Annotated in this window: 23 protein-coding genes and 1 pseudogene; 16 read left to right on the top strand and 8 right to left on the bottom strand. The window is 71.7% G+C overall.

Features of this window, described 5'->3' with window-relative positions:
* The first annotated feature begins 144 nt into the window (after positions 1–144).
* Positions 145–1,059 carry a YceI family protein gene (locus ACZ6I3_RS05070; RefSeq protein WP_469411824.1) on the top strand — a complete coding sequence of 305 codons (915 nt, stop codon included), beginning with the start codon at positions 145–147 and terminating at the stop codon, positions 1,057–1,059.
* A 342-nt stretch (positions 1,060–1,401) separates the two neighbouring features.
* The gene (gene fusA, locus ACZ6I3_RS05075; RefSeq protein ID WP_469411826.1) at positions 1,402–3,441 is read left to right on the top strand and encodes an elongation factor G; all 2,040 of its coding nucleotides are present in this window, start codon (positions 1,402–1,404) and stop codon (positions 3,439–3,441) included.
* 284 nt (positions 3,442–3,725) lie between these two features.
* On the opposite strand, the gene ACZ6I3_RS05080 is transcribed toward fusA, so the two are convergent.
* The gene (locus ACZ6I3_RS05080; RefSeq protein WP_469411828.1) at positions 3,726–4,349 is read right to left on the bottom strand and encodes an HD domain-containing protein; all 624 of its coding nucleotides are present in this window, start codon (positions 4,347–4,349) and stop codon (positions 3,726–3,728) included.
* A 170-nt stretch (positions 4,350–4,519) separates the two neighbouring features.
* Here ACZ6I3_RS05080 and ACZ6I3_RS05085 point away from each other — a divergent pair, with 170 nt between their 5' ends.
* A complete protein-coding gene (locus ACZ6I3_RS05085; protein WP_469411829.1) occupies positions 4,520–5,062 on the top strand; it encodes a hypothetical protein in 543 nt (180 codons plus the stop codon).
* A 20-nt stretch (positions 5,063–5,082) separates the two neighbouring features.
* Here ACZ6I3_RS05085 and ACZ6I3_RS05090 read toward each other — a convergent pair whose 3' ends face one another.
* Positions 5,083–6,039 carry an ATP-binding protein gene (locus ACZ6I3_RS05090; RefSeq protein ID WP_469411831.1) on the bottom strand — a complete coding sequence of 319 codons (957 nt, stop codon included), beginning with the start codon at positions 6,037–6,039 and terminating at the stop codon, positions 5,083–5,085.
* A 153-nt stretch (positions 6,040–6,192) separates the two neighbouring features.
* Here ACZ6I3_RS05090 and ACZ6I3_RS05095 point away from each other — a divergent pair, with 153 nt between their 5' ends.
* A complete protein-coding gene (locus ACZ6I3_RS05095) occupies positions 6,193–7,707 on the top strand; it encodes an ABC transporter substrate-binding protein (protein ID WP_469411832.1) in 1,515 nt (504 codons plus the stop codon).
* A 6-nt stretch (positions 7,708–7,713) separates the two neighbouring features.
* Here the strand turns inward: ACZ6I3_RS05095 and ACZ6I3_RS05100 are convergent, their stop codons facing one another.
* Positions 7,714–8,115 carry a Rid family hydrolase gene (locus ACZ6I3_RS05100; RefSeq protein WP_469411834.1) on the bottom strand — a complete coding sequence of 134 codons (402 nt, stop codon included), beginning with the start codon at positions 8,113–8,115 and terminating at the stop codon, positions 7,714–7,716.
* 124 nt (positions 8,116–8,239) lie between these two features.
* Between ACZ6I3_RS05100 and ACZ6I3_RS05105 the strand changes: the two genes are divergently transcribed.
* On the top strand, positions 8,240–8,623 hold the full coding sequence (locus tag ACZ6I3_RS05105) for a winged helix-turn-helix transcriptional regulator (protein ID WP_469411835.1): 384 nt from the start codon (positions 8,240–8,242) through the stop codon (positions 8,621–8,623).
* Positions 8,624–8,648: 25 nt separating this feature from the next.
* Here ACZ6I3_RS05105 and ACZ6I3_RS05110 read toward each other — a convergent pair whose 3' ends face one another.
* Positions 8,649–9,410 (bottom strand): CDP-alcohol phosphatidyltransferase family protein, encoded by a 762-nt coding sequence (locus ACZ6I3_RS05110; RefSeq protein ID WP_469411837.1) that lies wholly within the window; start codon positions 9,408–9,410, stop codon positions 8,649–8,651.
* 108 nt (positions 9,411–9,518) lie between these two features.
* Between ACZ6I3_RS05110 and ACZ6I3_RS05115 the strand changes: the two genes are divergently transcribed.
* The 5 genes and pseudogenes from ACZ6I3_RS05115 to ACZ6I3_RS05135 all read left to right on the top strand — a co-directional run.
* Positions 9,519–10,499, top strand: coding sequence for a zinc-dependent alcohol dehydrogenase (locus ACZ6I3_RS05115; RefSeq protein WP_469411839.1), 981 nt, complete (start codon positions 9,519–9,521; stop codon positions 10,497–10,499).
* Between the two features lie 195 nt (positions 10,500–10,694).
* The gene (locus ACZ6I3_RS05120) at positions 10,695–11,093 is read left to right on the top strand and encodes a 6-pyruvoyl trahydropterin synthase family protein (protein WP_184588322.1); all 399 of its coding nucleotides are present in this window, start codon (positions 10,695–10,697) and stop codon (positions 11,091–11,093) included.
* Positions 11,090–12,292, top strand: a complete 1,203-nt coding sequence (locus ACZ6I3_RS05125; protein ID WP_469411842.1) for a glycosyltransferase family 4 protein — start codon at positions 11,090–11,092, stop codon at positions 12,290–12,292. Before ACZ6I3_RS05120 ends, ACZ6I3_RS05125 begins: the two co-directional genes overlap by 4 nt.
* Positions 12,289–13,371: a methyltransferase domain-containing protein gene (locus tag ACZ6I3_RS05130; RefSeq protein WP_469411844.1), complete on the top strand. Its 1,083-nt coding sequence runs from the start codon at positions 12,289–12,291 to the stop codon at positions 13,369–13,371. Before ACZ6I3_RS05125 ends, ACZ6I3_RS05130 begins: the two co-directional genes overlap by 4 nt.
* A pseudogene (locus tag ACZ6I3_RS05135) lies at positions 13,368–14,351 on the top strand (lysylphosphatidylglycerol synthase transmembrane domain-containing protein); the annotation flags it as partial. The gene ACZ6I3_RS05130 and the pseudogene ACZ6I3_RS05135, both read left to right, overlap by 4 nt.
* Positions 14,352–14,491: 140 nt before the next feature.
* On the opposite strand, the gene ACZ6I3_RS05140 reads toward ACZ6I3_RS05135, so the two are convergent.
* Positions 14,492–15,235 (bottom strand): creatininase family protein, encoded by a 744-nt coding sequence (locus ACZ6I3_RS05140; protein WP_469411845.1) that lies wholly within the window; start codon positions 15,233–15,235, stop codon positions 14,492–14,494.
* 41 nt (positions 15,236–15,276) lie between these two features.
* Here ACZ6I3_RS05140 and ribA point away from each other — a divergent pair, with 41 nt between their 5' ends.
* The 3 genes from ribA to ACZ6I3_RS05155 all read left to right on the top strand — a co-directional run bounded on the left by ribA (position 15,277) and on the right by ACZ6I3_RS05155 (position 18,233).
* The gene (gene ribA, locus ACZ6I3_RS05145) at positions 15,277–15,936 is read left to right on the top strand and encodes a GTP cyclohydrolase II (RefSeq protein WP_468184156.1); all 660 of its coding nucleotides are present in this window, start codon (positions 15,277–15,279) and stop codon (positions 15,934–15,936) included.
* An 88-nt stretch (positions 15,937–16,024) separates the two neighbouring features.
* Positions 16,025–17,086, top strand: a complete 1,062-nt coding sequence (locus ACZ6I3_RS05150; RefSeq protein ID WP_469411848.1) for a saccharopine dehydrogenase — start codon at positions 16,025–16,027, stop codon at positions 17,084–17,086.
* Positions 17,076–18,233 carry a saccharopine dehydrogenase family protein gene (locus tag ACZ6I3_RS05155; RefSeq protein ID WP_469411850.1) on the top strand — a complete coding sequence of 386 codons (1,158 nt, stop codon included), beginning with the start codon at positions 17,076–17,078 and terminating at the stop codon, positions 18,231–18,233. The genes ACZ6I3_RS05150 and ACZ6I3_RS05155 overlap by 11 nt, the downstream gene beginning before the upstream one ends.
* Positions 18,234–18,239: 6 nt before the next feature.
* Here the strand turns inward: ACZ6I3_RS05155 and ACZ6I3_RS05160 are convergent, their stop codons facing one another.
* Positions 18,240–19,469: a serine hydrolase domain-containing protein gene (locus ACZ6I3_RS05160; RefSeq protein ID WP_469411852.1), complete on the bottom strand. Its 1,230-nt coding sequence runs from the start codon at positions 19,467–19,469 to the stop codon at positions 18,240–18,242.
* Positions 19,470–19,620: 151 nt separating this feature from the next.
* Here ACZ6I3_RS05160 and ACZ6I3_RS05165 point away from each other — a divergent pair, with 151 nt between their 5' ends.
* Together ACZ6I3_RS05165 and ACZ6I3_RS05170 are read left to right on the top strand one after the other, a co-directional pair.
* Positions 19,621–20,010, top strand: coding sequence for a VOC family protein (locus ACZ6I3_RS05165; protein WP_469411854.1), 390 nt, complete (start codon positions 19,621–19,623; stop codon positions 20,008–20,010).
* Positions 20,011–20,136: 126 nt separating this feature from the next.
* Entirely contained in the window at positions 20,137–20,547 is a 411-nt protein-coding gene (locus ACZ6I3_RS05170) for a VOC family protein (RefSeq protein ID WP_469411855.1), read from the top strand.
* 12 nt (positions 20,548–20,559) lie between these two features.
* Here ACZ6I3_RS05170 and ACZ6I3_RS05175 read toward each other — a convergent pair whose 3' ends face one another.
* A complete protein-coding gene (locus ACZ6I3_RS05175) occupies positions 20,560–21,918 on the bottom strand; it encodes an MFS transporter (protein WP_469411857.1) in 1,359 nt (452 codons plus the stop codon).
* A gap of 162 nt (positions 21,919–22,080) precedes the next feature.
* Positions 22,081–22,746, bottom strand: a complete 666-nt coding sequence (locus tag ACZ6I3_RS05180; protein WP_469411859.1) for a TetR family transcriptional regulator — start codon at positions 22,744–22,746, stop codon at positions 22,081–22,083.
* A 143-nt stretch (positions 22,747–22,889) separates the two neighbouring features.
* Here ACZ6I3_RS05180 and ACZ6I3_RS05185 point away from each other — a divergent pair, with 143 nt between their 5' ends.
* Positions 22,890–23,768, top strand: coding sequence for a shikimate dehydrogenase (locus ACZ6I3_RS05185; protein WP_469411860.1), 879 nt, complete (start codon positions 22,890–22,892; stop codon positions 23,766–23,768).
* Positions 23,769–23,777: the final 9 nt, after the last annotated feature.

Consider the following 23,777-nt stretch of genomic DNA (forward strand, 5'->3'; position numbering starts at 1 on the left):
CTGACTGTCTCGTATTGAGACACCCGTCCCGGAGCCCGCTGCCGCAAGATCGAAAAGGGGGGTGTGACCGCAACAGGGTGCGGCCGTCGGCGTGCGCTGAACCGCCGTGCGTACGGCCGTGCCACCTGATGAAAGGTGAACATCATGGCCCTCGCACTGCTCCGGCGCCGGCGGCTCAAGGGCGCCTCCGCCGCGGCGGCGGGCCTCGCGCTCCCCCTTCCGTCCGGCGCGGGTGCCGTGGCCCGTGAGGTCGTGGACCCGATGGGCTCGCCCCTGGCGGCCGCGGACGTCACCGTCACCGCCCTGGACACCCACCGGGTGGCCGCCCGCGGGACGACCGACCCGTACGGCTACTTCCTCGCCGCGCTGCCGCCCGGCCGGTACAGCCTGATGGTCGCGACGGAGGGCCTGCGGCCGCACCGCGAGACGATCGAGATCGGCACGGGTACACCGACGCCCACCGAGCGCGTCTGGCTGCAGCCGGCGGAGGCGCTCCAGCTGCCGGCGCCCGGCACATGGCTCTTCGACCCGCCGCACACCGCGATCCGGTTCATCGCCAAGCACGTCGGCATGGCGAACGTCCACGGCCGATTCGAACGCTTCGACGGCGGGATCCAGATCTCCCAGGACATGACCGGCTCCCGGGTGTCCGTCCGGATCGACGCCTCCAGCATCACCACCGGCAACACCACCCGCGACAACCATCTGAGGTCCGCCGACTTCCTCGACGTCGAACGCTTCCCGTACATCGACTTCAACAGCACCCGCTTCGCCTATCGCGGCGGCAGCAAGTGGTCACTGCTGGGCTCCCTCACGATGCACGGCGTGAGCCGCTCCGTGTCGCTCGACACGACGTACCTCGGCACGGTGAACGGCGGCTACGGGCAGGAGCTGCGCTGCGCGGCCCTGGCGACGGCGGAGCTGCACCGCGAGGACTACACCCTCAACTGGCGCACCATGCTGGCCCGGGGCATCGCGGTGGTCGGGCCGACGGTCCAACTGGAGCTGGACGTCCAGGCGATGTACCGGACCCACGACACCCCGACCCCGCCGGAATAATCCCTGGCCCGATTCCACCCGCCCTCCCTACACTCACGGAGTACCCGGCGCCGCCCACGACGTGAGCGGCGCGCGCCGTCGTGACGAACGAAGGGAGACCGCCATGCGTGACCACACCGCTGTCGCCGTCTCCCTGCCGCGCTACGAGGTGATCCTCGTGTCCTCGTCGCTCCGGTGCCCGCTGCGCGGCGGGTGCCGGATGACCGGGACGAAAGCCTGAGAAGCGCCTGCTTCGGCCTGCTGACCTGACGCCAGCAGGCCGAAGCAGGCGTGTGTCACCCCACCTGTCTCGCCCGGAAATCGCGCTGCCCCCTTCCTGATCGCCTCGAAAGGCCATGGGCCGTGCGCACCCACCACAACCCGCTCGCCGCCGTCCGCAACCTCGGCATCCTCGCCCACGTCGACGCCGGCAAGACCACCGTCACCGAGCGGATCCTGTTCGCCACCGGAACCACGCACAAGCGCGGCGAGGTCCACGACGGCACGACCGTCACGGACTTCGACCCGCAGGAGCGCGACCGGGGCATCACCATCTTCGCCGCGGCGGTGAGCTGCGCCTGGGACGGTCACCGGATCAATCTGATCGACACGCCGGGGCACGTCGACTTCGCCGACGAGGTGGAGCGTGCGCTGCGGGTGCTCGACGGTGCGGTGGCCGTGTTCGACGCGGTGGCCGGGGTGGAGCCGCAGAGCGAGTCGGTGTGGCGGCAGGCCGACCGGCACGGCGTACCGAGGATCGCGTTCGTCAACAAGATGGACCGTGCCGGAGCCGACCTCGACGCGGCCGTGGCATCGATCCGGGAGCGGCTGCACCCGGCGCCGCTGGTCGTGCAGTTGCCGGTCGGCGCGGAGGACGCCTTCACCGGCGTCGTCGACCTCGTACGGCTGCGCGCGCTGCTGTGGAGCGACAGTGACGCCTGCGAAGAGCTGCCGGTACCGGACGATCTCCGGGACGAAGCCCTGGCACGCCGCCGGGCGCTGGAGGAAGCCGTGGCGGAACTCCATCCGGGCGCGCTGGAGGAGTTCTGCGACACGGGCACGCTCGGCGAGCGGACCCTCTCCTCGGCGCTGCGGGACCTGACCCGGGACGGCGACGGCGTGGTCGTGCTGTGCGGCTCCGCCTACCGCAACCGCGGTGTCGAGCCGCTGCTGGACGCGGTCGTCGCGTATCTGCCGTCGCCGCTGGACGTGCCGCCCGTCCGGGGCACACACGACGACGAACACCAGGAACGGCCCGCCGATCCGGCGGCACGGCCGGCGGCCCTCGCCTTCAAGGTGCACGCCACCGCGACGGGCCGGCTGACCTACCTGCGGATCTACTCGGGAACGATCGAGAAGGGAGACACCCTGTGGGACGCGACCGCGCGGCGCACCGAGCGGATCGGCCGGATCCTGCGCGTCCAGGCCGACCGGCACGCACCACTGGACCGGGCGGTCGCCGGCGACATCGTCGCCGTCGTCGGGCTGAAGTCCGCCCGCGCCGGCTCGACCCTGTGCGCGCCGGACGCCCCGCTCGTCCTGGAGCCTCCGGGCGTGCCCGAGCCGGTGGTCTCGGTCGCGGTCGAGTCCCGCAGGGCGGGCGACACCGACCGGCTGGCGTCGGGGCTCGCACGGCTGACCGAGGAGGACCCCTCGCTGGTCGCGCGGACCGACCCGGAGACCGGTCAGACGGTGCTGTCGGGCATGGGTGAACTGCACCTGGAGGTGGCGGTGGAGAAGCTCCGGCGCGAGCTGGGGCTGGACGTCAACATCGGCCGCCCCCGGGTCAGTTACCGCGAGACGGTCGGCCGGGGTGTGTCCGGGCTGGTGTTCCGGCACGTCAAGCAGGACGGCGGGGCGGGGCAGTTCGCCCATGTCGTCCTCGACGTTGAGCCGTACGACGACGGCTTCGCCTTCCGCTCGGCCGTCGTCGGCGGGCGCGTGCCGCAGGAGTACGTCCGGGCGGTGGAGGCCGGCTGCCGCGACGCCCTCGCCGAAGGGCCGCTCGGCGGTCACCCGGTGACCGGGCTGCGCGTCACGCTCACCGACGGGGCGACCCATGTGAAGGACTCCTCGGACACGGCGTTCCGTACGGCCGGCCGCCTCGGTCTCCGCGAGGCCCTGCGCGCCTGCGCGATGGTCCTGCTGGAGCCGGTCGTCGAGGTCACGGTCACCGTGCCCGAGGATGCGGTGGGCGGCGTGCTCGGCGACCTCGCCGCCCGGCGCGGCCGGGTGACCGGCTCGGCCACCCGGGCGAGCGCGGCGGTCGTCACCGCGACGGTGCCGCTGGCCGAACTCTTCGGCTACGCGACCCGGCTGCGCAGCCGCACCCAGGGCCGCGGCACCTTCACGGCCCGGCCGACCGGTTATGCGCCGGCGCCGGTGGTGACGCCGGTGCGGTGACGCCCGCTCAGGCCCCTCCCCTTCCTGCGCCGGAAGAGGAGGGGCCGATCCGGATCGTGGAGAAGGGGCGGTTGGTCAAGCCGGGTGTCCCGGTAGCCGCCGTACGTCCGCACGGCCTTCTCGAGGTCGGCGCGCCGGCTGGTGGCTGGTTCGGTCAACGCTCCGCCGCCTGCGTCTGCTCGCCGATGGTGTGCGGCAACTGGGCGACGGAAGAGCCGCACTCGACCACGAGCAGTGCTGCCTCCGCCCTCTCGTCGTGAAGGACACCGGCGCGGGGTCCACCCCTACGTTTGAACGGCGGCCGTCGTGGCGCTTTCGCCCGCTCCGGCGCCCGGCACCGGCCCGGTGAGGTCCGGGTCGCCGAACTCCGCGCGCAGTGCCTGGAAAGCGGCCACCTTGTCCGCGCCGAAGCGGCCGATGTGGGCGGCGTATTCGCCGGGGGAGAGGAACGTCGACGGCCTGGACTTGGTGTGGAACTTGTCGGCGTACATCACCAGCCTCTCCTCCTCGGTCACCGCCAGGTAGTCCCCCGGAGGGAGGGGTAGGCCCTGGCTCTCGATGTCGTGCCGCGTGAGTCCCACTCCGGTGTGGTGGGAGCAGAAGCGGCGGAGGGTTTCGGGGAAGCCCTCCGCTTCGAGGATCTCGTGGCCGAGCAGGCCGTGCCGGATGTAGTTCTCGTGGTCCAGGCGACCGTCGTACCCGTAGAGGCGGTAGACGCCGATGTCATGGAGGAGGCAGCCCGCGCGGACCAGTTCGGCGTCGAGGTGAGCGAGGTGGGGCGCGGAGAGCAGCTGCTCGGCGATTCCCCAGACGATCTCGCAGTGCGTGTGGACGAGCGTGAACGCCTCGGCGGTGGGCGCGTGCTTCTCGTGCAGCGCTCGGATCTCTGCGGGGCCCGGGATGCTCACCGGAGGAGCGTAACAACGCCGATCCCGCTCGGTCGGCCAGTTCCCGATCCTGCCTGTTTCACGTGATCGGGTGATGCCGCGGAGCAGCGGGCACGGGCCGGCCGTGCGGACCGTTCGAGCTGGTGACGGGGACTTCTCGTCCATCGACACCACGGCAGCTGGAGAACACCATGGGCCTGCACTTCCACCGCAACCCCGACGGCACGACGACCGGGCGCAACGAGGCCAACGGCTTCACCGTGACGCATGCCGAAGAAGAAGAGGTGAAGCGGCAGTTGTACGAGGACGCCGGGTGGGAGTACACACCTCCACCGCCCCCGGTTCCGCCCGGGTTCCATCGGTTCTCTTTGGTGCACGACGAGTTCCGGGCCTCCGGGTTCGGGGACGAGAGGTATGCGGGGCTGCGGGCCCGTCCGCCGGAGGGGTGCGTCCCGGTCGACTGGGGGTGCTTCGGCCTGGAGTGCGAGCGGCCGGGCAAGACGCTCATGGACGCGGTCGCCGGTACCGTCGCGGAGGTCCGGCAAGAGCACGGTCTGGTGATGAACAGCCTGGGTGTCGAGAAGCCCCAGGAATGGTTCGACGCGGACAACAAGAACGGATACGCGGCGAAGACCGTCGCGCACTTGGTGCTGATGGCCGCTGACCGCGCCCGGCTGCTCGGATACGGGCGCAAAGACGTGGTCCGGCTACTCGATGCGACGGGGATCGAGTAGCCGGTGGGTGGGGCAGCGGTCTACGGGACGGCCGGGTCCGGCACATAGTCCGGGTCCACCTGGTCCGCCAGGTCCCCGCCCGTGCGGGCGTCCGCCCAGGACCGGGCGTTGCGCAGGTGGAACTCGACCGCGTGGCGGTGGAGTCGGGTCCAGTCGCGGACGTGGGCGTCGACCGTCTCACGGAGAACGCGGAGGGCGTGGAGGTTCTGCGGCTCCAATGACGCCAGTGCCTCCGGGCCGGCCTCCGTGTGGCCCTGCTCCGCCGCGCGGACCCAGGGAGAGTGGACCAGGTGGGTCAGGAGGTCGTCCCCCACCTCTTCCTTGAGGAAGAGCAGGTCGTCCTCGCACGTCACCTTGTTGCCGACCACAGCGACACGGATGCCGAACTCGCGGGCGTGGTCGCGGTACTGGCGGTAGACCGAGACGCCCTTGCGGGTGGGTTCGGCCACCAGGAAGGTGATGTCGAAGCGGGTGAAGAGGCCGGAGGCGAAGGCGTCCGCGCCTGCCGTCATGTCGACCACGATGTACTCGCCGGGGCCGTCCAGCAGGTGGCCGAGGTACAGCTCTACCGCGCCGAGCTTGGAGTGGTAGCAGGCCACGCCCAGGTCGGACTCGTCGAACTCGCCCGTGACCATCAGGGGCACGCCGCCCGCGCGGCCGACGTGCCGGGTGTGGAGTTCGTCGTCGCCGAGCGGGCGGAGGAGGCGGGAGCCGCGTCCGGGCGGGGTCGTTTTGATCATCGCCTCGGGGGAGGTGATGCGGGGGTTCGTGCCGCGCAGGCAGTCCTTGATCGAGGACAGGTGGGCGCCCAGGGGAGGGGCGGACTTCTCCTGCCCGCCGAGCGCCTCGGCAAGGTGCTGGTTGATGTCGCCGTCGATGGCGAGGACCGGGGCGCCGGAGCGTGCCAGGTGGCGGGAGAAGAGCGCCGACAGCGTGGTCTTGCCGCTGCCGCCCTTGCCGACGAACGCGATCCTCACGACCGCTCCACCTTTTTGGAAATGGTTGTCATGTGGCTAGGTTTAAGGAGTGATCGCCGTCACTGTCAAATCGCTTGGGCCATATGAGAATTGTTCTTCCGTCCGGGCGTGGCTCACCCGGCCGATCGGTCCCGTCCTGCTGATGCATATGCTGTGCAAGTGCGTCCCCACAGCATCAAGAGCCGCCCCCGGTTCCTCGCCGCCCTTGTCCTCGTCCCGTGCCTGGCCGGCTGCTTCGCCTCCCCGGGAGGGGAGTCGTCGTCGAACGGCGGGCAGTCGGGCTCCCGGCTGCGGGTCGCCCTCGCCTTCCCGCCCGCCGAGAACTTCTCGCCGTACGGAGCCGACGCCACGCTCCTCAGCCGTCTCGGTGTCACCGAGGGACTGACGGCCCTGGACGCCAACGGCGCCGCGGCCCCCGCGCTCGCCGAGTCCTGGCGCCGCGAGGGCGAGCGCACCTGGCGGTTCACCCTGCGTGAGGCCACCTTCCAGGACGGCGCGGACGTCACCCCGTCCGCCGTGGCCGCTGCTCTCACCCGCGCCACGAAGGCGAAGCCCGCGCCCGCCGCCCTCGCCGGTGTCTCGCTCGACGCGAAGGCCGACGGCGATCGCGGCCTGCGCATCACGACGGCCGCCGCCGACCCCGTTCTGCCCATGCGGCTGTCCAGCCCGAGCCTCGCGATCCTCTCTCCGAAGGCGTACGGGGAGAAGGGCAACCCCGACCCGGTCGGGACCGCCACCGGGCCCTTCGAGATCACGAAGGTCAACGGCGGCGGCTCCGCCGCCCTCGACCGCTTCAACGACTACTGGGGCGGCCGCGCCCAGGCCTCCGGCATCGACGCGCGCTTCGTCAAGGACGGCACCGCACGCGCCAACGCGGTCCGCACCGGCGACATCGACATCGCCGAGGCGATCCCCGTCGCCCAGGCCGCCACGCTCGACAAGGCGACCCTGAAGGAAGCCGGCACCACCCGCACCACCAGCCTGCAGCTCAACACCAAGAGCGGTCCCTTCAAGGACCCGAAGCTGCGCGCCGCCGCCCGCACGGCGATCGACTCCTCCACCATCGTCAAGGGCGTCTTCGAGGGGTACGCCGACCCGGGCGCCGGTATCTACGGTCCCGCCGTCACCTGGGCCGAGAGCAAGCGGGTGAAGCCGGCCGGGCGTGCGGACGCCGCCGAGCCCGACGGTGAGCAGATCACCCTCGCCACCTATGACAACCGGCCCGAGCTGCCCGAGACGGCCCAGGTGGTGCAACAGCAGCTGGAGAAGGCCGGCTTCAAGGTGAAGCTGGAGGTGCGCGAGTACTCACGGCTGGAGAGCGACGCGCTCGCCGGGAAGTTCGACGCGTTCATCGGCGCCCGCAACAGCCTCCTCGACACCGGCGACCCCGTCGGCGTCCTCGGCAGCGACTACACCTGCGACGGCAGCTACAACCTGGCCCTGCTGTGCGACAAGAACGTCGACCGGGCCGTCACCAAGGCCGACAGCACCGACGGCACCGGTGAGCGGCAGGACGCCGCCATGGCCGCCGAGGCCGCGATCCTCGGTACGGACGCCGTCGTGCCGCTGGCCCACCAGCAGATCATCGCCGGCGTCTCCACCAAGGTCCAGGGCGTCGTCCTCGACCCGTACGAGCGGACCCTGGTGGGGATCGGGACGCGTCGCTGAGCTCTCTCACGCGGGCAGCTTGGTGTCGATCACGCAGCTGATCTCGACCAACTGCCCGGGGAAGGTCAGCTCGGTGACGCCGAGGGCCGTGGCGACCGGGCGGTGGGCGCCGAAGTACGCCCGGTTGGCTATAGCCACCGCGTCGGCATGGCGCATCAGGTCCACCGCGTACAGCGTCTGGGAGACGACCTGGTTGCGGGTGACGCCGTAGTGAGCCAGGACCTTGTCGATGTTGACGTGGGTCAGCTGGAGCTGGGTGGCCACGTCGTCCTCGGGGCGAAAGCCGCCCGCCTCGTCGAACGCGAGCTGCCCGGAGACATGGATCAGGTCGCCGGACCTGATCGCCTGCGCATAGCCGAAGTGGGTCTCGGCCGGGATGGCGTGGTCGTAGACATCGGGAGTCGTCACAGTTCCTGTCCTTCCGTTCCTTCCGCCGAGCACGCGCTCGCGTGCTCTCTTGCGGTTACTCGGGAACTGTAGGAGAGTGACCGCCGACCTGGAAGAACGCACTTTTCGGTGACTGGGGAACCAGATGGTGACCAAGCAGGAGTTGAGCGGTCTGCCCGCGGACGCGGATCTGCGGCGGGCGGACTCGCTGGCGCGTGAGATCTTCTCGGACGTCGCCAACAAGTGGGCGCTGCTGATCATCGAAGCCCTCGGTGAACGCACCCTGCGCTTCAGCGAGTTGCGCGACGAGGTCGAGGGCGTCAGCCACAAGATGCTCACCCAGAACCTGCGGATGCTGGAGCGCAACGGCCTGGTCGACCGGAAGGTGCACCCCACCGTGCCGCCGAAGGTCGAGTACACACTCACCGAGCCGGGCCGGGCGCTGCGCGCCACGGTCGACCTGCTCTGCGGCTGGACCCACCAGTACCTCGGTCACATCGAGACGGCGCGGGGGCGGTTCGACGGCTGACCGGCCCCGAGGCCGGCCCGGGGCGTCAGCTCGCGACCAGTTCCCGCACCTGCCGCCGGGCCGCGGTCTCCTCGACCCGCGAGGTCCGGTACAGCCACAGCACATCACGCCCGAACGACCACACCAGCGCGCCCAGGGCCAGGGCGGCGACCCCGAAGTTGCCCGCGTACGGCAGCAGATCGGCGCCCGCCACCAGCAGCAGCACGCCCTGGAGAGCCGCGACCGTCTTGCGGGCGGTGCTCGGCGGGAGGGCGGCGGTCAACCAGGGCCAGACCCGCGCGGCGGCGACGAAGACGTAGCGCATACCGCCGATGAGCAGCACCCACGGGCCCAGCTCCATCGACACGTACACGCTCAGCACCAGGATCAGGAACGCGTCGACCTCCATGTCGAAGCGCGCGCCCAGCGCCGTCGAGGTGCCCGTGCGGCGGGCCACCTTGCCGTCGACGCCGTCGAGGATCAGGGCGACCGCCGTCAGGCCGACGAACAGCGACACGGGCGGCGAACTCTGGAAGGAGTCCGCGACGAGCGCGGTGACCCCGCCGACGAGGGTGGCGCGGCCGAGGGTGACCCGGTTGGCCGCGCCGAAGGAGCGCAGCCGGGAACGGTGCAGGGCCCGGGAGAGCACCGCCCAGGTGGCGAGGGCGAACGCGAGGCCGGTCAGCCAGCCCGCCGGGCCCATCCCGATCGCCGTACCGATCAGGGCGAGCAGCAGGACCTGCACTCCCGCCCCCAGGGCGGTCTCCTGCTGTACGAGCCTCGCGTCGTAAGTGTTGTTCAGGGCCACCGAACACCCTCCGGCCGTGTGACAGAGTCGATCAACGCCGCTACCTTGTGCGCGGCCTGTGCACCCCTCGGTACGCAAGCAGCTTCCCGATCGTTCAGGAGGACTTCGATGAAGCACACCGCACGGGCGTTCTGGATCGACTCGCCTGGGCGAGGCGGCATCCGGGACGTCACCCTGCCGCAGCCCGGCGAGGGCGAGGTGCTGGTCCGCACGCTGTATTCCGGTGTCAGCCGCGGCACGGAGACGCTCGTCTTCCGCGGCGGCGTGCCGGCCAGCCAGCACACGGCCATGCGGGCACCGTTCCAGGAGGGCGACTTCCCGGGCCCGGTGAAGTACGGCTACCTCAACGTCGGCCTGGTGGAGGAAGGGCCCGAAGAGCTGGCCGGACGTACGGTGTTCTGCCTCTATCCGCACCAGAGCCGGTACGTCGTCCCGGCGCACGCCGTCACACCAGTGCCGGACACCGTGCCGGCCGAACGGGCCGTGCTCGCCGGGACCGTGGAGACCGCCGTCAACGCCCTGTGGGACGCCGCGCCCCTGGTCGGCGATCGGATCGCCGTGGTCGGCGGCGGCATGGTCGGCTGCTCGGTGGCCGCCCTGCTCGCCCGGTTCCCCGGCGTCCGCGTCCAGCTGGTGGACGCCGACCCGTCCCGCGCCGCCATCGCCAAGGCCCTGGGCGTCGGCTTCGCCACCCCCGCGGATGCCCAGGGCGAGTGCGACCTGGTCGTCCACGCCAGCGCCACCGAGCAGGGACTCGCCAGGTCCCTGGAACTCCTCACCGCCGAAGGGACCGTGCTCGAACTGAGCTGGTACGGCGACCGGCAGATCAGCCTGCCGCTCGGCGAGGCCTTCCACTCCCGGCGGCTCGTCATCCGCTCCAGTCAGGTCGGCACCGTCTCCCCGGCCCGCCCGAACCGCACCTACGCCGACCGGCTCGCCGTCGCCCTCGACCTGCTCGCCGACCCGGCGCTCGACGCCCTCGTCACCGGCGAATCCGCGTTCGAGGAGCTGCCGGACGTGCTGCCGAGGCTCGCCTCGGGCGAGATTCCCGCGCTGTGTCACCGCGTCCGCTACGACCGAAGTGAGTAACCCGTACGACGAGAGCGATCGGCACATCGGCTGACGATTCGTTCCATCCGGTACGACATCGGCACGACAAGAGCGCCTGACCTGAGAAAAGACGTAGCGGAGGCTGAACAGGGGAAGGCAAGCAGCCGTATTACCCGGCATCCCCGGCAGCCAACAGCCGGGGAAGCAGACGCGCCGCACCTGGAGGGTCGTCCGTTGTTCAGCATCACCGTCCGCGATCACATCATGATCGCCCACAGCTTCCGTGGCGACGTCTTCGGACCGGCCCAGCGCCTGCACGGGGCCACGTTCCTCGTGGACGCCACCTTCCGGCGCGAGCAGCTGGACGAGGACAACATCGTCGTCGACATCGGGCTGGCCACCCAGGAACTCGGAGCCGTTGTCAGCGAGCTGAACTACCGCAATCTCGACAACGAACCCGACTTCGCCGGGGTCAACACCTCCACGGAGTTCCTCGCCAAGGTCATCGCCGACCGGCTCGCCGAGCGCATCCACAAGGGGGCACTCGGCGAGGGCGCCAAGGGCATCGCGGGCCTGTCCGTCACGCTGCACGAGTCGCACATCGCCTGGGCGAGTTACGAGCGTGCGCTGTGACCGACACGACCATCGAGCGGCCCGGGCAGACCGGACCACCGGCACGCCTGAACTACGTTCCGGTGCAGCACGCCGCCCTGAAGAACGCCGAGATCATCCCCATGTCCCTGCGCACCGTGCACTTCGTGCTCCCGGGCGGCATCGACGACCCGGCGGCGCCCAGCGGCGGCAACGCCTACGACCGGCGCGTCTGCCTGGACCTGCCCGGCTTCGGCTGGCAGGTCACCAAGCACGCCGTCGCCGGTGACTGGCCCCGGCCGGGAGCGGCGGCCCGTACGGCACTGGCCCGCACCCTGAGCGAACTGCCCGACGGTGCCGCCGTCCTGCTCGACGGCCTGGTGGCCTGCGGGGTCCCGGAGATCGTCGTGCCGGAGGCGGAACGGCTGCGCATGGCCGTCCTCGTCCATCTCCCGCTCGGCGACGAGACGGGGCTCGACCCGGTCGTGGCCGCCGAACTGGACGCCAAGGAGCGGGCGGTGCTGCGGGCGGTGCCGGCGGTCATCGCCACCAGCGACTGGGCGGTCCGCCGCCTGGTCTCCCACCACGGCCTCCCCCCGGAGCGGGTCCACGTCGCGGCCCCGGGCGCCGACATCGCGCCCCTCGCGCCCGGCACCGACGGTGTCTCGCGTCTGCTGTGCGTGGCCGCCGTGACCCCGCGCAAGGGGCAGCACCGGCTGGTGGAGGCGCTGGCCACGGTGACCGACCTGCGGTGGAGCTGCGTCTTCGTCGGCAGCCTCACCCAGGAGCCCGAGTACGTCGCCCATCTGCGGTCCCTCATCGCCGAGCACGGCCTCGAGGACCGGCTGGAGCTGGCGGGCCCGAAGTCCGGCGCCGCACTCGACGCCAGTTACTCCACCGCCGACCTGATGGTCCTCACCTCCTACGCCGAGACCTACGGCATGGCCGTCACCGAGGCCCTGGCCCGGGGCATCCCGGTCATGGCCACGGACGTCGGCGGGCTCCCCGAGGCGGTCGGCCGCGCCCCCGACGGCGGCGTGCCCGGCATCCTCGTCCCGCCGGAGAACCCCGCCGCCATCGCCGCCGAGCTGCGCGGCTGGTTCGGCGAGGCGGACGTACGGCGTCGCCTCAAGGCCGCCGCCCGCAGTCGCCGCGCCTCGCTCGACGGCTGGGCGACGACCGCACAGAGCCTGGCGGCGGTACTGCGCCGGCTTCCGACCGAACCCCGGAGGGCCGCATGACGAACCCGGTGACGACCCAGCAGAGCGGGGCGATTCCGACGCAGCCCGGACCCAGAGAAGTCGCCGAGCCGGTGGACGCCACGGCTCCGAAGCCGGGTGGCACCGCGATGGCACCGGGTGACTCGGTGATCGCGTGGGCGGGTGACGCCGTGACGGCGGGCGCCGACGGCGCCGTCATCCCGGGCGCCGGCCCCAGCGGCACACCCGGCTCGCGGCCCACCGTGAAGCTGCGCGAGGCCGACCCCGACGATCCGCCCCGCTACGCGCCCGAGTGGCTGGAGCTGCGCGAGCCGGCCGACGCCGCCGCACGGGCGCACGACCTGCTCGACCCGCTGCGCATCCGGCTCGCCAACCTGCCGGGGAAGTCGGGCGTCGCCATCCACGACCTGGGCTGCGGCACCGGGTCGATGGGCCGCTGGCTCGCCCCCCGCCTGGACGGCGCCCAGCACTGGGTCCTGCACGACCGCGACCCCTACCTCCTGCACTTCGCCGCCGTCGCCTCCCCGCGCTCCGCCGCAGACGGCAGCCGGGTCTCGGTGGAGACGCGGCGCGGTGACGTCGCCCGCCTCACTCCGGACGCCCTCAAGGGCGCGTCCCTGGTGACGGCGTCCGCGCTGCTGGACGTCCTCACCCGCGAGGAGATCGACGCCCTCGCCGCCGCCTGCGCCGGAGCCGGCTGCCCCGCCCTGCTGACCCTGTCCGTCGCCGGGCGCGTCGAACTGACCCCGTCCCACCCGCTGGACACGGAGATCGCCCAGGCGTTCAACGAGCACCAGCGCCGCGACGGCCTGCTCGGCCCGGACGCGGTCACCGCGGCGGCCGAGGCGTTCTCCGAACAGGGCGCGACCGTACGGCTGCACCCGAGCCCCTGGCGGCTCGGCCCCGAGCAGGCCGCGCTCACCGAGCAGTGGCTGCGCGGCTGGGTCGGCGCCGCCGTCGAGCAACGCCCCGACCTGCGCGACCGCGCCGACGCCTACCTCGCCGAACGCCTGGCCGCCTGTGCCGCCGGCGAGTTGCGCGTCATCGTCCACCACACCGATCTCCTGGCCCTGAGCCGTCCGGCGGGCGGAGCGTCATGAGCCCCCAGGCGACGGGGACACGTCCGCGACCGACGTCCATCGAGAGCGACCGGCTGCCCCGCAGCGGCGACAGCGGGGGTCCGCTCGGGGCATCCGATGCCCCGGCACCGGAGGCCTCCCGCCCTGCCGGTTCCCCGTCGCCCGGCCCGGTCCGGGCCGCCCTGGCCCGGATCGGCTCCCGCAAGGTCCGTACCCATCTCGGCACCCTCGCCGGGATCGCCATCCTCGGTGTGCTGCTGTGGCGGCTCGGTACCGGTGTCTTCCTGGACGGGCTCAGCCGGATCGACGGGACGTCGTTGCTGCTGGCGCTCGGGATCGGGCTCGTCACCACGGTGTTCAGCGCGTGGCGGTGGGCACTGGTGGCCCGGGGGCTCCGGATCCGGCTGCCGTTCGGACCGGCCGTCGCCGACTACTACCGCGCGCTGTTCCTCAACGCGGCGCTGCCCGGCGGCGTCCTCGGCGACGTGCACCGGGCGGTCCGGCACGGGCAGAGCGAGGGCGACCTGGGCCGGGGTGTGAAGGCGGTCGTTCTCGAACGGGCCGCCGGGCAGATCGCCCTGTTCGCCGTCGGGGCCGTGGTGCTGCTGACCATGCCGTCCCCGGTGCTGGCCGAGGCCCGGCACATCGCCCCGCTCGCGGCCCTGGCCGCGGTCGGCGCCCTCGCCGTCGTGCTGGCCCTGCGCATGAACCGGGCGACGCCCTCACGCCGGGGCCGGAAGCTGCGCGGGGTCCTCGCTGAGGCACGCGAAGGGCTGCTGTCCCGCCGCAACGCGCCCGGAGTCATTGTCTCCTCGGTGGTCGTTCTGGCAGGTTACGTGGCCATGTTCGTCCTCGCCGCCCGTGTCGCCGGGACCACCGCCTCGGTGGCCGTCCTGCTGCCGCTCGCGGTCCTCGCGCTGCTGGCGATGGGGCTGCCGCTGAACGTCGGCGGCTGGGGGCCGAGGGAGGGCGTCACCGCCTGGGCGTTCGGCGCCGCGGGTCTGGGCGCCGGCCGGGGACTCGCCGTCGCGGTCGTCTACGGAGTGCTCAGCCTCGCGGCGAGCCTGCCCGGCCTGATCGTCCTCGTCGCCCGCTGGTACACGGGCCTGCGCGGCCGGTCCCGGGCCGCCGCGGCGAACGACTACCCGTCAGTCCCGCCGTCCGCGGAGGTCAGCATCGAGAAATACGCCCCGAAGGAATCGGCGAGGCTCGCCAGGAGTTCCTTCCCCTTTTCCGCCGAGCCCAGCGAAGCCCGTCCGATGACACCGGAATCGGTATAGCCGGACATGCCGAGGGTGAGCAGATGGCGCCGGTCGTCAGCGACGAAATCGGAGGTCTCATATCCGGGTCGGAGCATTTCGGGATGAGCGTGCAGAAGGATGGAGGTTTCTATTTCCCCCGCGTGCATGTCGGTGAGCAGCGAGGTGACCACACCCGCCCGCTCGCGCGCCTCCTCCCAGTCCTCCGCGGCCGGGAAGAGAGCCATCCGCTCGCCGCGGGCGGAGGACTCCTGAACCACGTTGCCCAGTACGTAGTTTCCGCCGTGCCCGTTGACCACCACCAGGGCCTCGACGCCGGACCGGCGGAGCGAAGCCGCAATGTCCCGCACCACCGCATGAAGGGTCACCGAGGAGATGCTGACGGTCCCCGGCCAGGCCGCGTGCTCGTGCGAGCACGAGATCGTCACCGGAGGAAGGAGGTGCACCGGGTACGCGCCGGCTATCTCCCGCGCGACGGCGCAGGCGACGAGCGTGTCGGTCGCCAGGGGAAGAAACGCACCGTGCTGCTCGAAGCTCCCCACGGGAAGCACCGCGACCTGCCGTGAGACACCGGCGCCCCGCGTCCGTACGTCTTCCGTGGTGTCCGCCGGCACCAGATCACTCATTACGTCACGGCCTTTCGTCTCTGCTTAGGAACTCGAGAATCATGACAGAAAAAATTGGTGTACTCGGCAAGAAGTCACCGCAGCGGACCGGCGTGGAACGCGTCGTGAATGCGCCCCTGCCCACCGTGTACGGGAAATTCCAGGCGGTCGGCTACCTGGACCACGACCGCGGTGACGAACAGGTGGCGCTGGTCTACGGCGAACTCGGCACGGACGACGTTCTCATCCGGCTGCACTCGGAGTGCCTGACCGGCGACGCCTTCGGCTCCCAGCACTGCGAGTGCGGCGACCAGCTCGACGCCGCCCTGCGCGCGGTCGTCGCCGAGGGCGCCGGTGTCGTCGTCTACCTCAGAGGGCATGAAGGCCGTGGCATCGGCCTGCTCGCCAAGCTGCGCGCGATGGCCCTGCAGGCGGAGGGCCTGGACACGGTGGAGGCCAACCTCGCCCTGGGGCTTCCGGTCGACGCCCGCGACTACGGGGTGGCCGCCCGGATCCTGGAGGACCTCGGCGTGAAGTCCGTCCGCCTGATGTCCAACAACCCGCGCAAGCGCGACGCCCTGGTGAGCCACGGCATCCAGGTCGCCGAGCAGGTGCCGCTGCTGATCCCGCCGTGCGAGAACAACATCACCTATCTGCGGACGAAGCGGGAGCGTCTCGACCACCACCTGCCCCATCTGGACGCGGTGGTCAGCTCCTCCTGAGGTGCCTGCCGCGTACGCTTCGTGGACGTCAGCCCCTTGAGCGTCGGCCCTCAGCGGCCGACGCCTCACGTCCGGAGGCACACCAGGTATGACCGAGCTCCATCTGTGGCTGCGCCACGAGGCTCGAACGACCGAGCGACGTACACCGATCGTGCCCGACGACGCCCGGCGGCTCGTCGGGCACGGGGTGGAACTGACCGTCGAGGAGTCCCCTCAGCGGGTCTTCCCGATCGAGGAGTACGAGGCGGCCGGCTGCCGTGTCGCGCCCTCGGGCTCCTGGGTGACGGCGCCGCGGGACGCCGTCGTGCTCGGCCTGAAGGAACTGCCCGCAGAACCGGCGGAACTGACGCACCGGCACATCTTCTTCGGCCACGCCTACAAGGGCCAGCCGGGAGCAGCCGACCTGCTGGGCCGGTTCACGGCCGGGGGCGGGACACTGTTCGACCTGGAGTACCTGGTCGACGACACCGGGCGGCGCCTCGCCGCCTTCGGTTTCTGGGCCGGCTACCTGGGCGCCGCCCTCGCGGTGCTCCAGCACCGGGGCCGGCTGCGGGCACCGCTGACGCCCACCACCAAGGCGGAGCTGGACGAGACCCTCAAGCCCACCGCCGACGACCCCGAGTTCACCGGCCTGGTCATCGGCGCCCTGGGACGCAGCGGCCGCGGTGCCCGCGTGGCGTTCGCCGCCGCCGGGGTGGACCCGACCTGCTGGGACCTCGACGAGACCCGCGACCTGGACCGCCGCGCCCTGCTCGACCACGACGTGATGGTGAACGCGGTCCTCGCCACCACCCCCGTCCCGCCCTTCCTCCGTGATCAGGACCTCGACACCCCGCACCGCCGGCTGCGCACCCTGTGCGACGTGACCTGCGACGTCGGCTCCCCGCTCAACGTCCTTCCGGTGTACGACGACACCACCGACTGGGACGCGCCCGTACGCCGGCTGCGCGACGACCCTCCGCTCGACCTGATCGCCATCGACAACCTCCCCTCCCTGCTGCCGCTGGAGTCCAGCGCCGACTTCTCGGCCGCCCTGTATCCGCATCTCCTCGATTTCGATGTCGCCGGGCCCTGGGGGCGCTGCCTGGACCGGTTCCGTCAGGCCAGCCGTGAACACGGACTCGAAAAGGGGGAGTTCCATGACCACTGACTCAGTACCCGCGAGCGGCACCGTCCACTGGATCGGCGCCGGCCTCTCCACCGGCAGCGGACTGGCCGCGCTCTGCGACACCGCCGAGCGCGTACGGCTCTGGCACCGCACCGAGAGCCGCGCGGCCGACGCCCTGGACAGGCTGGGCCTCGCCGGACGGGCCGAGCCCCGTGCGTACACGCTGGCCGCGCTCGCCGCCGAACTCGCCCCCGGTGACGTCGTCGTGTCCATGCTGCCGGCGCCGGAGCACGCGCCGCTGCTCGCCGAGTGCGTACGGCAGGGAGCGCACTTCGCCTGCTCCAGCTATGTGTCCCCGGAGGTACTGGAGCGGGTGCCCGCCGCCGAGAAGGCCGGCGTCGTCGTCCTCACCGAGTCCGGGCTCGACCCGGGCATCGACCACCTCTTCGCGCACGCCCTCGTCGCCCGGGCCCGGGACGCCATCGGCGACGGGACCCCTGCCTCGTACACCCTCACCTCGTACTGCGGCGGTGTCCCCGCCGTCCCGAACGACTTCACGTACCGCTTCAGCTGGGCACCCGCGGGCGTCCTCAACGCCCTGCGCTCCCCGGCCCGTTACATCGAGGGTGGTGCCGAGACCATCGCCGACCGTCCGTGGGAGGAGACCCGGCGGCATGTCGTCGAAGGGGAGACGTTCGAGGTCTATCCCAACCGCGACAGCGTCCCGTTCGTCGCGCAGTACGAACTCCCCGGCGCCTGGACGCCGCGGACGTTCGTACGCGGCACCCTGCGTCTGGAGGGCTGGCTGCGGGCCTGGGACGGCGTCTTCGAGGAGCTGAAGAGGGGCGACGACACCCGGATCGCAGCCCTGGCCCAGGAGCTGGCCGCCGCCCACCCCACCACGGACGAGGACCGTGACCGGGTCGTTCTCGCCGTGTCGCTGGAGGTACGGGCCGAGACCGGGCGGACCTGGGCCGGCGGCTACCTCCTGGACATGGTGGGGGACGCGGGGGAGAGCGCGATGGCCCGCTGCGTCTCGCGCACCCTCGCCCTGGGCGTCCGCCACGTCCTGGACGGCTCCCTGCCCCCGGGCCTGAACCGCGCCGCCGAGACGGCGGCCCGGTCCGAACAGTGGCTGCGTGAACTCGCCCAGGACGGAGTCGAGTTCACCCTGCGCGTCGACCAGTAGCGGGGCTCAGCCCGACAGGGCCTCGTGGACCAGCCTCTTCAGGTCCCGGAACACCGTGTGCGAGGACCGCGGCCGCACCTGCGTCATGAACTGCACCGTCAGGTCGCGGCCCGGGTCCACCCAGAACGTCGTCGTCGCCACCCCGCTCCAGCCGTAGGCACCGAGTCCGGACGGTACGAGCGTGCGGGACGGGTCGATGACCACGGAGCAGTTGAGGCCGAAGCCGACCCCGTCGTTACCCGGCTCGTCATGGGCGGGACGGCTGCCGAAGGCGCGCAGGTCGGCGCCGTCGGGCAGGTGGTTGCGGGTCATCAGGTCCACGGTCCCGGGGGCGAGGAGCCGTACGCCGTCGAGTTCGCCGCGGCGGCGCAGCAGCTCCATGAAGCGGTGGTAGTCGTGGGCGGAGGCCACCATGCCGCCGCTGCCCGACAGGAACCGCGGCCGGCCGCGCAGCGGCAGCCCCGGTATCGGCTCGATGCCGCCGCCCTCCTTCTCGCCGTACATCTCCGACAGCCGGGGCGCCTGCTCGTCCGTGACGTGGAAGCCCGCGTCCGTCATGCCGAGGGGGCCGAAGACCCGCTCGGCACAGAACACGTCGAGCGGCTGCCCCGACACGACCTCGATGATCCGGCCCAGGACATTGCTGGCCACCGAGTAGTTCCACTGGGTGCCCGGCTCGAACTGCAGCGGCAGACTCGCGTACACCTCGATGGTCTCGGCCAGGTCGGCACCCGGCGGCACGGACGACTCCAGGCCGGCCGCGCGGTACAGGGCGTCGACGGGGTGGGTGTGGTAAAAGCCGAAGGTCAGACCCGAGGTGTGGGTCATCAGGTGCCGGACGAGTATGGGGCTCTCGGCCGGGCGGGTCCGTACGTCGGCCCCGGAGCCGCCGACGTACACGCGGGGCTCGGCGAAGGCCGGCAGATGGTCGGCGACCGGGTCGTCCAGCGACAGCCGACCCTCCTCCACCAGCAGCAGCGCGGCGACCGCGGTCACCGGCTTCGTCATGGAGTAGACCCGCCACAGCGTGTCGGGCTCGACCGGGAGCCCGGCCGCGATGTCGCGCAGCCCGTGCGTCGCCAGGTGTGCGACGCGTCCGGCGCGGGCGACGGACACCAGGAAGCCCGGCAGCCGTCCCTCGTCGACCAGTCGGGCGAAGTGCCGGTCCATGTCGTCCAGCACCCGCGGGTCGAGCCCCGCCTCACCCGGATCGGCCTCTTGTCGCAGCTGTGCCATCGCTCTTCCTCCGTCGCGCTCGTCGAGGTGAGATCCGGCATACCCCGCCAGGGCCGTGCGGGAACAGGTGAATGTCAGAGGTCACCGGTACCGTCGAACGGGACGGCCGCAGCCTGTCCGAGATCAGGTCCGACACTCCGGAGAGCAGCCCATGAGGATCCACATCACCAGCGTCTTCGTCGACGACCAGGAAAAAGCCCGGAGCTTCTACACCGACGTGCTGGGCTTCGTGAAGAAGCACGACGTCCCGGTGGGGACGGACCGGTGGCTGACCGTGGTCTCGCCGGAGGATCTCGACGGGATGGAGCTGCTCCTGGAGCCATCGGGCCATCCGGCGGTGCAGCCGTACAAGACGGCGCTGGTCGAGGACGGCATCCCGGCCGCCTCGTTCGCCGTGGACGACGTACAGGCGGAGTTCGAGCGGCTGCGCGGGCTCGGGGTGCGGTTCACCCAGGAGCCGCTGGAGATGGGCCCGCTCACCACCGCGGTGCTGGACGACACCTGCGGCAACCTGATCCAGATCGTGCACACCAAGGCCTAGACCGCGGACACGACCTAAGCCCCTGGGCGCAGGACCGATGGCCGATGTCATGGGGCGGCCGGCTTCCTATGCTGCGAGGCGGGTGCGCGGCCGCCGCGGACCAGGACGCCACGAGAAGAGGTCGCCATGCCCGTGCACGGTCGCAGCCACATCCGCGTCGCCCGCCCCTCCCGGGATCTCGCCGCTGCCGAGCGGTTCTGGCGCGAGGGGCTCGGGCTCGACGTGGTGTGGCGGGCCGAGGGCGGGGGCGAACCAGGGGAGCACGATCTCCTGATGCTCGGCTGGCCCGACGCCGACTGGCACCTGGAGCTCGTGCACGAGGCCGCCCGGCCCGTCGAGCCCCGCCCCACCGAGGAGGACCTGCTGGTGATCTACGCCGACGGCCCGGTACCGGACGATCTGATCGCCCGCCTGGAGCAGCACGGCGGCAAGCGGGTGGAATCCCCCAACCCCTACTGGAACGAATGGGGTGTCACCATCGAGGACCCCGACGGCTACCGGCTCGTGCTGTGCCGCCGGGGCTGGTCCAACAGCTGACTCAACGGGCGGTCAGACCGTCACCTTCTCCGACTGGACGGGTTCCCTGGCGGCGCGCTCGCCCAGCACCTCCGTGGGAACCCGGTGCGTCTCCCGCGCCGACATCGCCGCGATCACCGGCGGCACGCACAGCGCCGCCGTGAACAGCGCCACCGCCGACCAGTCGTCGCCGTCCGGCCCGGCGATCTGCGCGGCGAACGTCACCGCGAAACCGGCCGCGGCGAAACCGATCTGCGTGCCGATGGCCACGCCCGACAGCCGGACCCGGGTCGTGAACATCTCGCCGTAGAAGGCGGGCCACACACCGTTCGCGGCGCTGTAGACCACGCCGAAGCAGAAGATGCCCGTCAGGAAGGTCAGCGGGTAGGAGCCCGTGGAGACCGCCCACAGGTACAGGAACATCGTCACCGCGCTGCCGGCCGCGCCGATCAGGAACACCGGGCGGCGGCCGATCCGGTCGGACAGCGTGGCCCACAGCGGGATCGCGGCGAGCGCCACGACATTGGCCAGGGCGCCCACCCACAGCATGGCCGTACGCGACATGCCCACCGCGTCGCTGGTGGCGTACGCCAGCGCCCACACCGTGAAGATCGTGCTGACCGAGGCGATGAGCGCGCCCCCGATCACCCGCAGCACATCCGCCCAGTGCTCGCGCATCAGCACCACCAGCGGCAGCTTGACGACGCCCTCCTCGGCGGTCTGCTGCGCGAAGGCCGGGGTCTCGTCCAGCTTGCGCCGGATGACCCAGCCGACGACGGCGACGCCGACGCTCAGCCAGAACGGCACCCGCCAGCCCCACGACAGCAACTGCTCCTCGGGCATCGCGGCGACCGGGATGAACACCAGCGTGGCCAGCAGCTGGCCGCCCTGTGTGCCGCTGAGGGTGAAGCTGGTGAAGAAGCCGCGCCGGCCCGGTGGCGCGTGTTCCAGCGTCATGGAGTTGGCGCTGGCCTGTTCGCCCGCCGCCGAGATGCCCTGGAGCACCCGGCACAGCACCAGCAGGGCCGGGGCGAGGTTGCCCACCTGGTCCCGGGTCGGCAGACAGCCGATGAGGAACGTCGACAGGCCCATCAGCATCAGCGTGAAGACCATGATCTTCTTGCGGCCGAGCTTGTCCCCGAAGTGGCCGAGGACCAGCGCGCCGACCGGGCGGGCGGCGTACGCGACGCCGAACGTGGCCAGCGACAGCAGGGTCGCGGTGGCCGGGTCGGACTCGTCGAAGAACACGGCGGGGAAGATCAGCGCGGCGGCGCTGCCGTAGATGAAGAAGTCGTAGTACTCCAGTGCGCTGCCGATCCAGGCGGCGGTCGCGGCTTTCCTGGGCTGACCGGGTGGGGCTGCGGCCCCTTGGGGCGTGGCGGGGACGGACACGGCGGCTCCTTGGCGGGCTCCACCCTAGGCGGAGTGAGACGAACGGAGAGCAGAGAGGGCGGGCCGGATCGCGGCTAATTAACCCACTGGGTAGTTAGTAGGGGATGGCCAGTGATGCTGCGCCCGCATGCCGCCGGTGTCAAGAGGTTGCGCGCCGGACGTTCAGTCCGCCGTGCGCTCGGCCGTGAGGTACGCGATCACCATGTCGCCGAGCATGGTGCGGTAGTGCGCCCGCCGTGCCTGGTCCAGCAGGTCACGGCCGAACAGCGCGCCGAAGGTGTGCCGGTTGGAGACCCGGAAGAAGCAGTAGGAGGAGATCATCGCGTGCAGGTCGACGGCGTCGACGTCGGCCGTGAACAGGCCCGACTCCTGGCCCGACGCCAGGATCCGGCGGATCACGTCCAGGGCGGGGGAGCCGATCTTGCCGAGCTTCTCCGAGGCGGCGATGTGCTGGGCCCCGTGGATGTTCTCGATGCTGACCAGGCGGATGAAGTCCGGGTGCTGCTCGTGGTGGTCGAAGGTCACCTCGGCCAGCCGCCTGATCGCCGCCACGGGGTCCAGGTGGTCGACGTCGAGCTGCTGTTCGGCCTCCCGGATCACGCCGTACGCCCGCTCCAGCACGGAGGTGAAGAGCTGTTCCTTGCCGCCGAAGTAGTAGTAGATCATCCGCTTCGTGGTGCGGGTGCGGGCGGCGATCTCGTCCACCCGGGCCCCGTCGTAGCCGGCCCGTGCGAACTCCTGCGTGGCGACGTCGAGGATCTCGGCCCGGGTGCGGGCGGCGTCACGGATGCGCTCGCCGGGGCGTGCCGGTTCTTCGACGCTGGTCATCAGGTTCCTTCGGGCGGAGGGGCCGGTGCCGGTGATTGTAGAAGCAGGGGTGCGCCCGCCCGTGGGGTCTTCCCGAGCCTGCCCTCGGCTGATATAGCTAACGTACTAGTTCGTACATTAGTGAAGCTGCTCGGGAGGCCCGTGTGCCCAAGGACTCGTATCTCGTCGGACTGATCGGTTCCGGCATCGGCCCCTCGCTCAGTCCGGCGTTGCACGAGCGGGAGGCCGACCGTCAGGGCCTGCGCCTGCTGTACCGGCTCATCGACATCGAACCGCTCGGGGTGCCGCCCGAGGCCGTGGGCGATCTGGTGCGGGCCGCCCGTGACCTGGGTTTCGACGGGCTCAACATCACGCATCCGTGCAAGCAGCTCGTCATCGAGCACCTGGACGCGCTCGCCCCGCAGGCCGAGGCGCTGGGCGCGGTCAACACCGTCGTCTTCGAGGACGGCCGAGCCGTCGGCCACAACACGGACGTCACCGGCTTCGCCGCGTCCTTCGCGCGCGGACTGCCCGACGCACCGCTGGAGAGCGTCGTGCAGCTGGGTGCCGGCGGTGCGGGCGCGGCCGTCGCGCACGCCACGCTCACCCTCGGCGCCGAGCGGGTCACCGTCGTCGACGCGCTGCCCGAGCGGGCCGCGGCCCTCGCCGACTCCCTGAACCGTGCCTTCGGCCAGGGCCGCGCCGCCGCCGCGCCCCCGGAACGACAGGCCGAGCTGCTCGCGCACGCCGACGGCATCGTCCACGCCACGCCCACCGGCATGGCGGCCCACCCCGGCCTGCCCCTGCCCGCCGCCCTGCTCCACCCCGGGCTGTGGGTCGCCGAGGTGGTCTACCGCCCGCTGGAGACCGAACTGCTGCGCACCGCCCGTGCGGTGGGCTGCGCCGTTCTGGACGGGGGCGGTATGGCCGTGTTCCAGGCCGCGGATGCCTTTCGGCTGTTCACCGGGTGTGAGCCGGACAGTGCGCGGATGCTCGCGGACATCGCGGAGTTGGCCGGCGATGTCGAGAGCTCGGTGGGCTAGGCCGCGTGA

It is taken from the genome of Streptomyces sp. NPDC041940 (assembly GCF_055589465.1).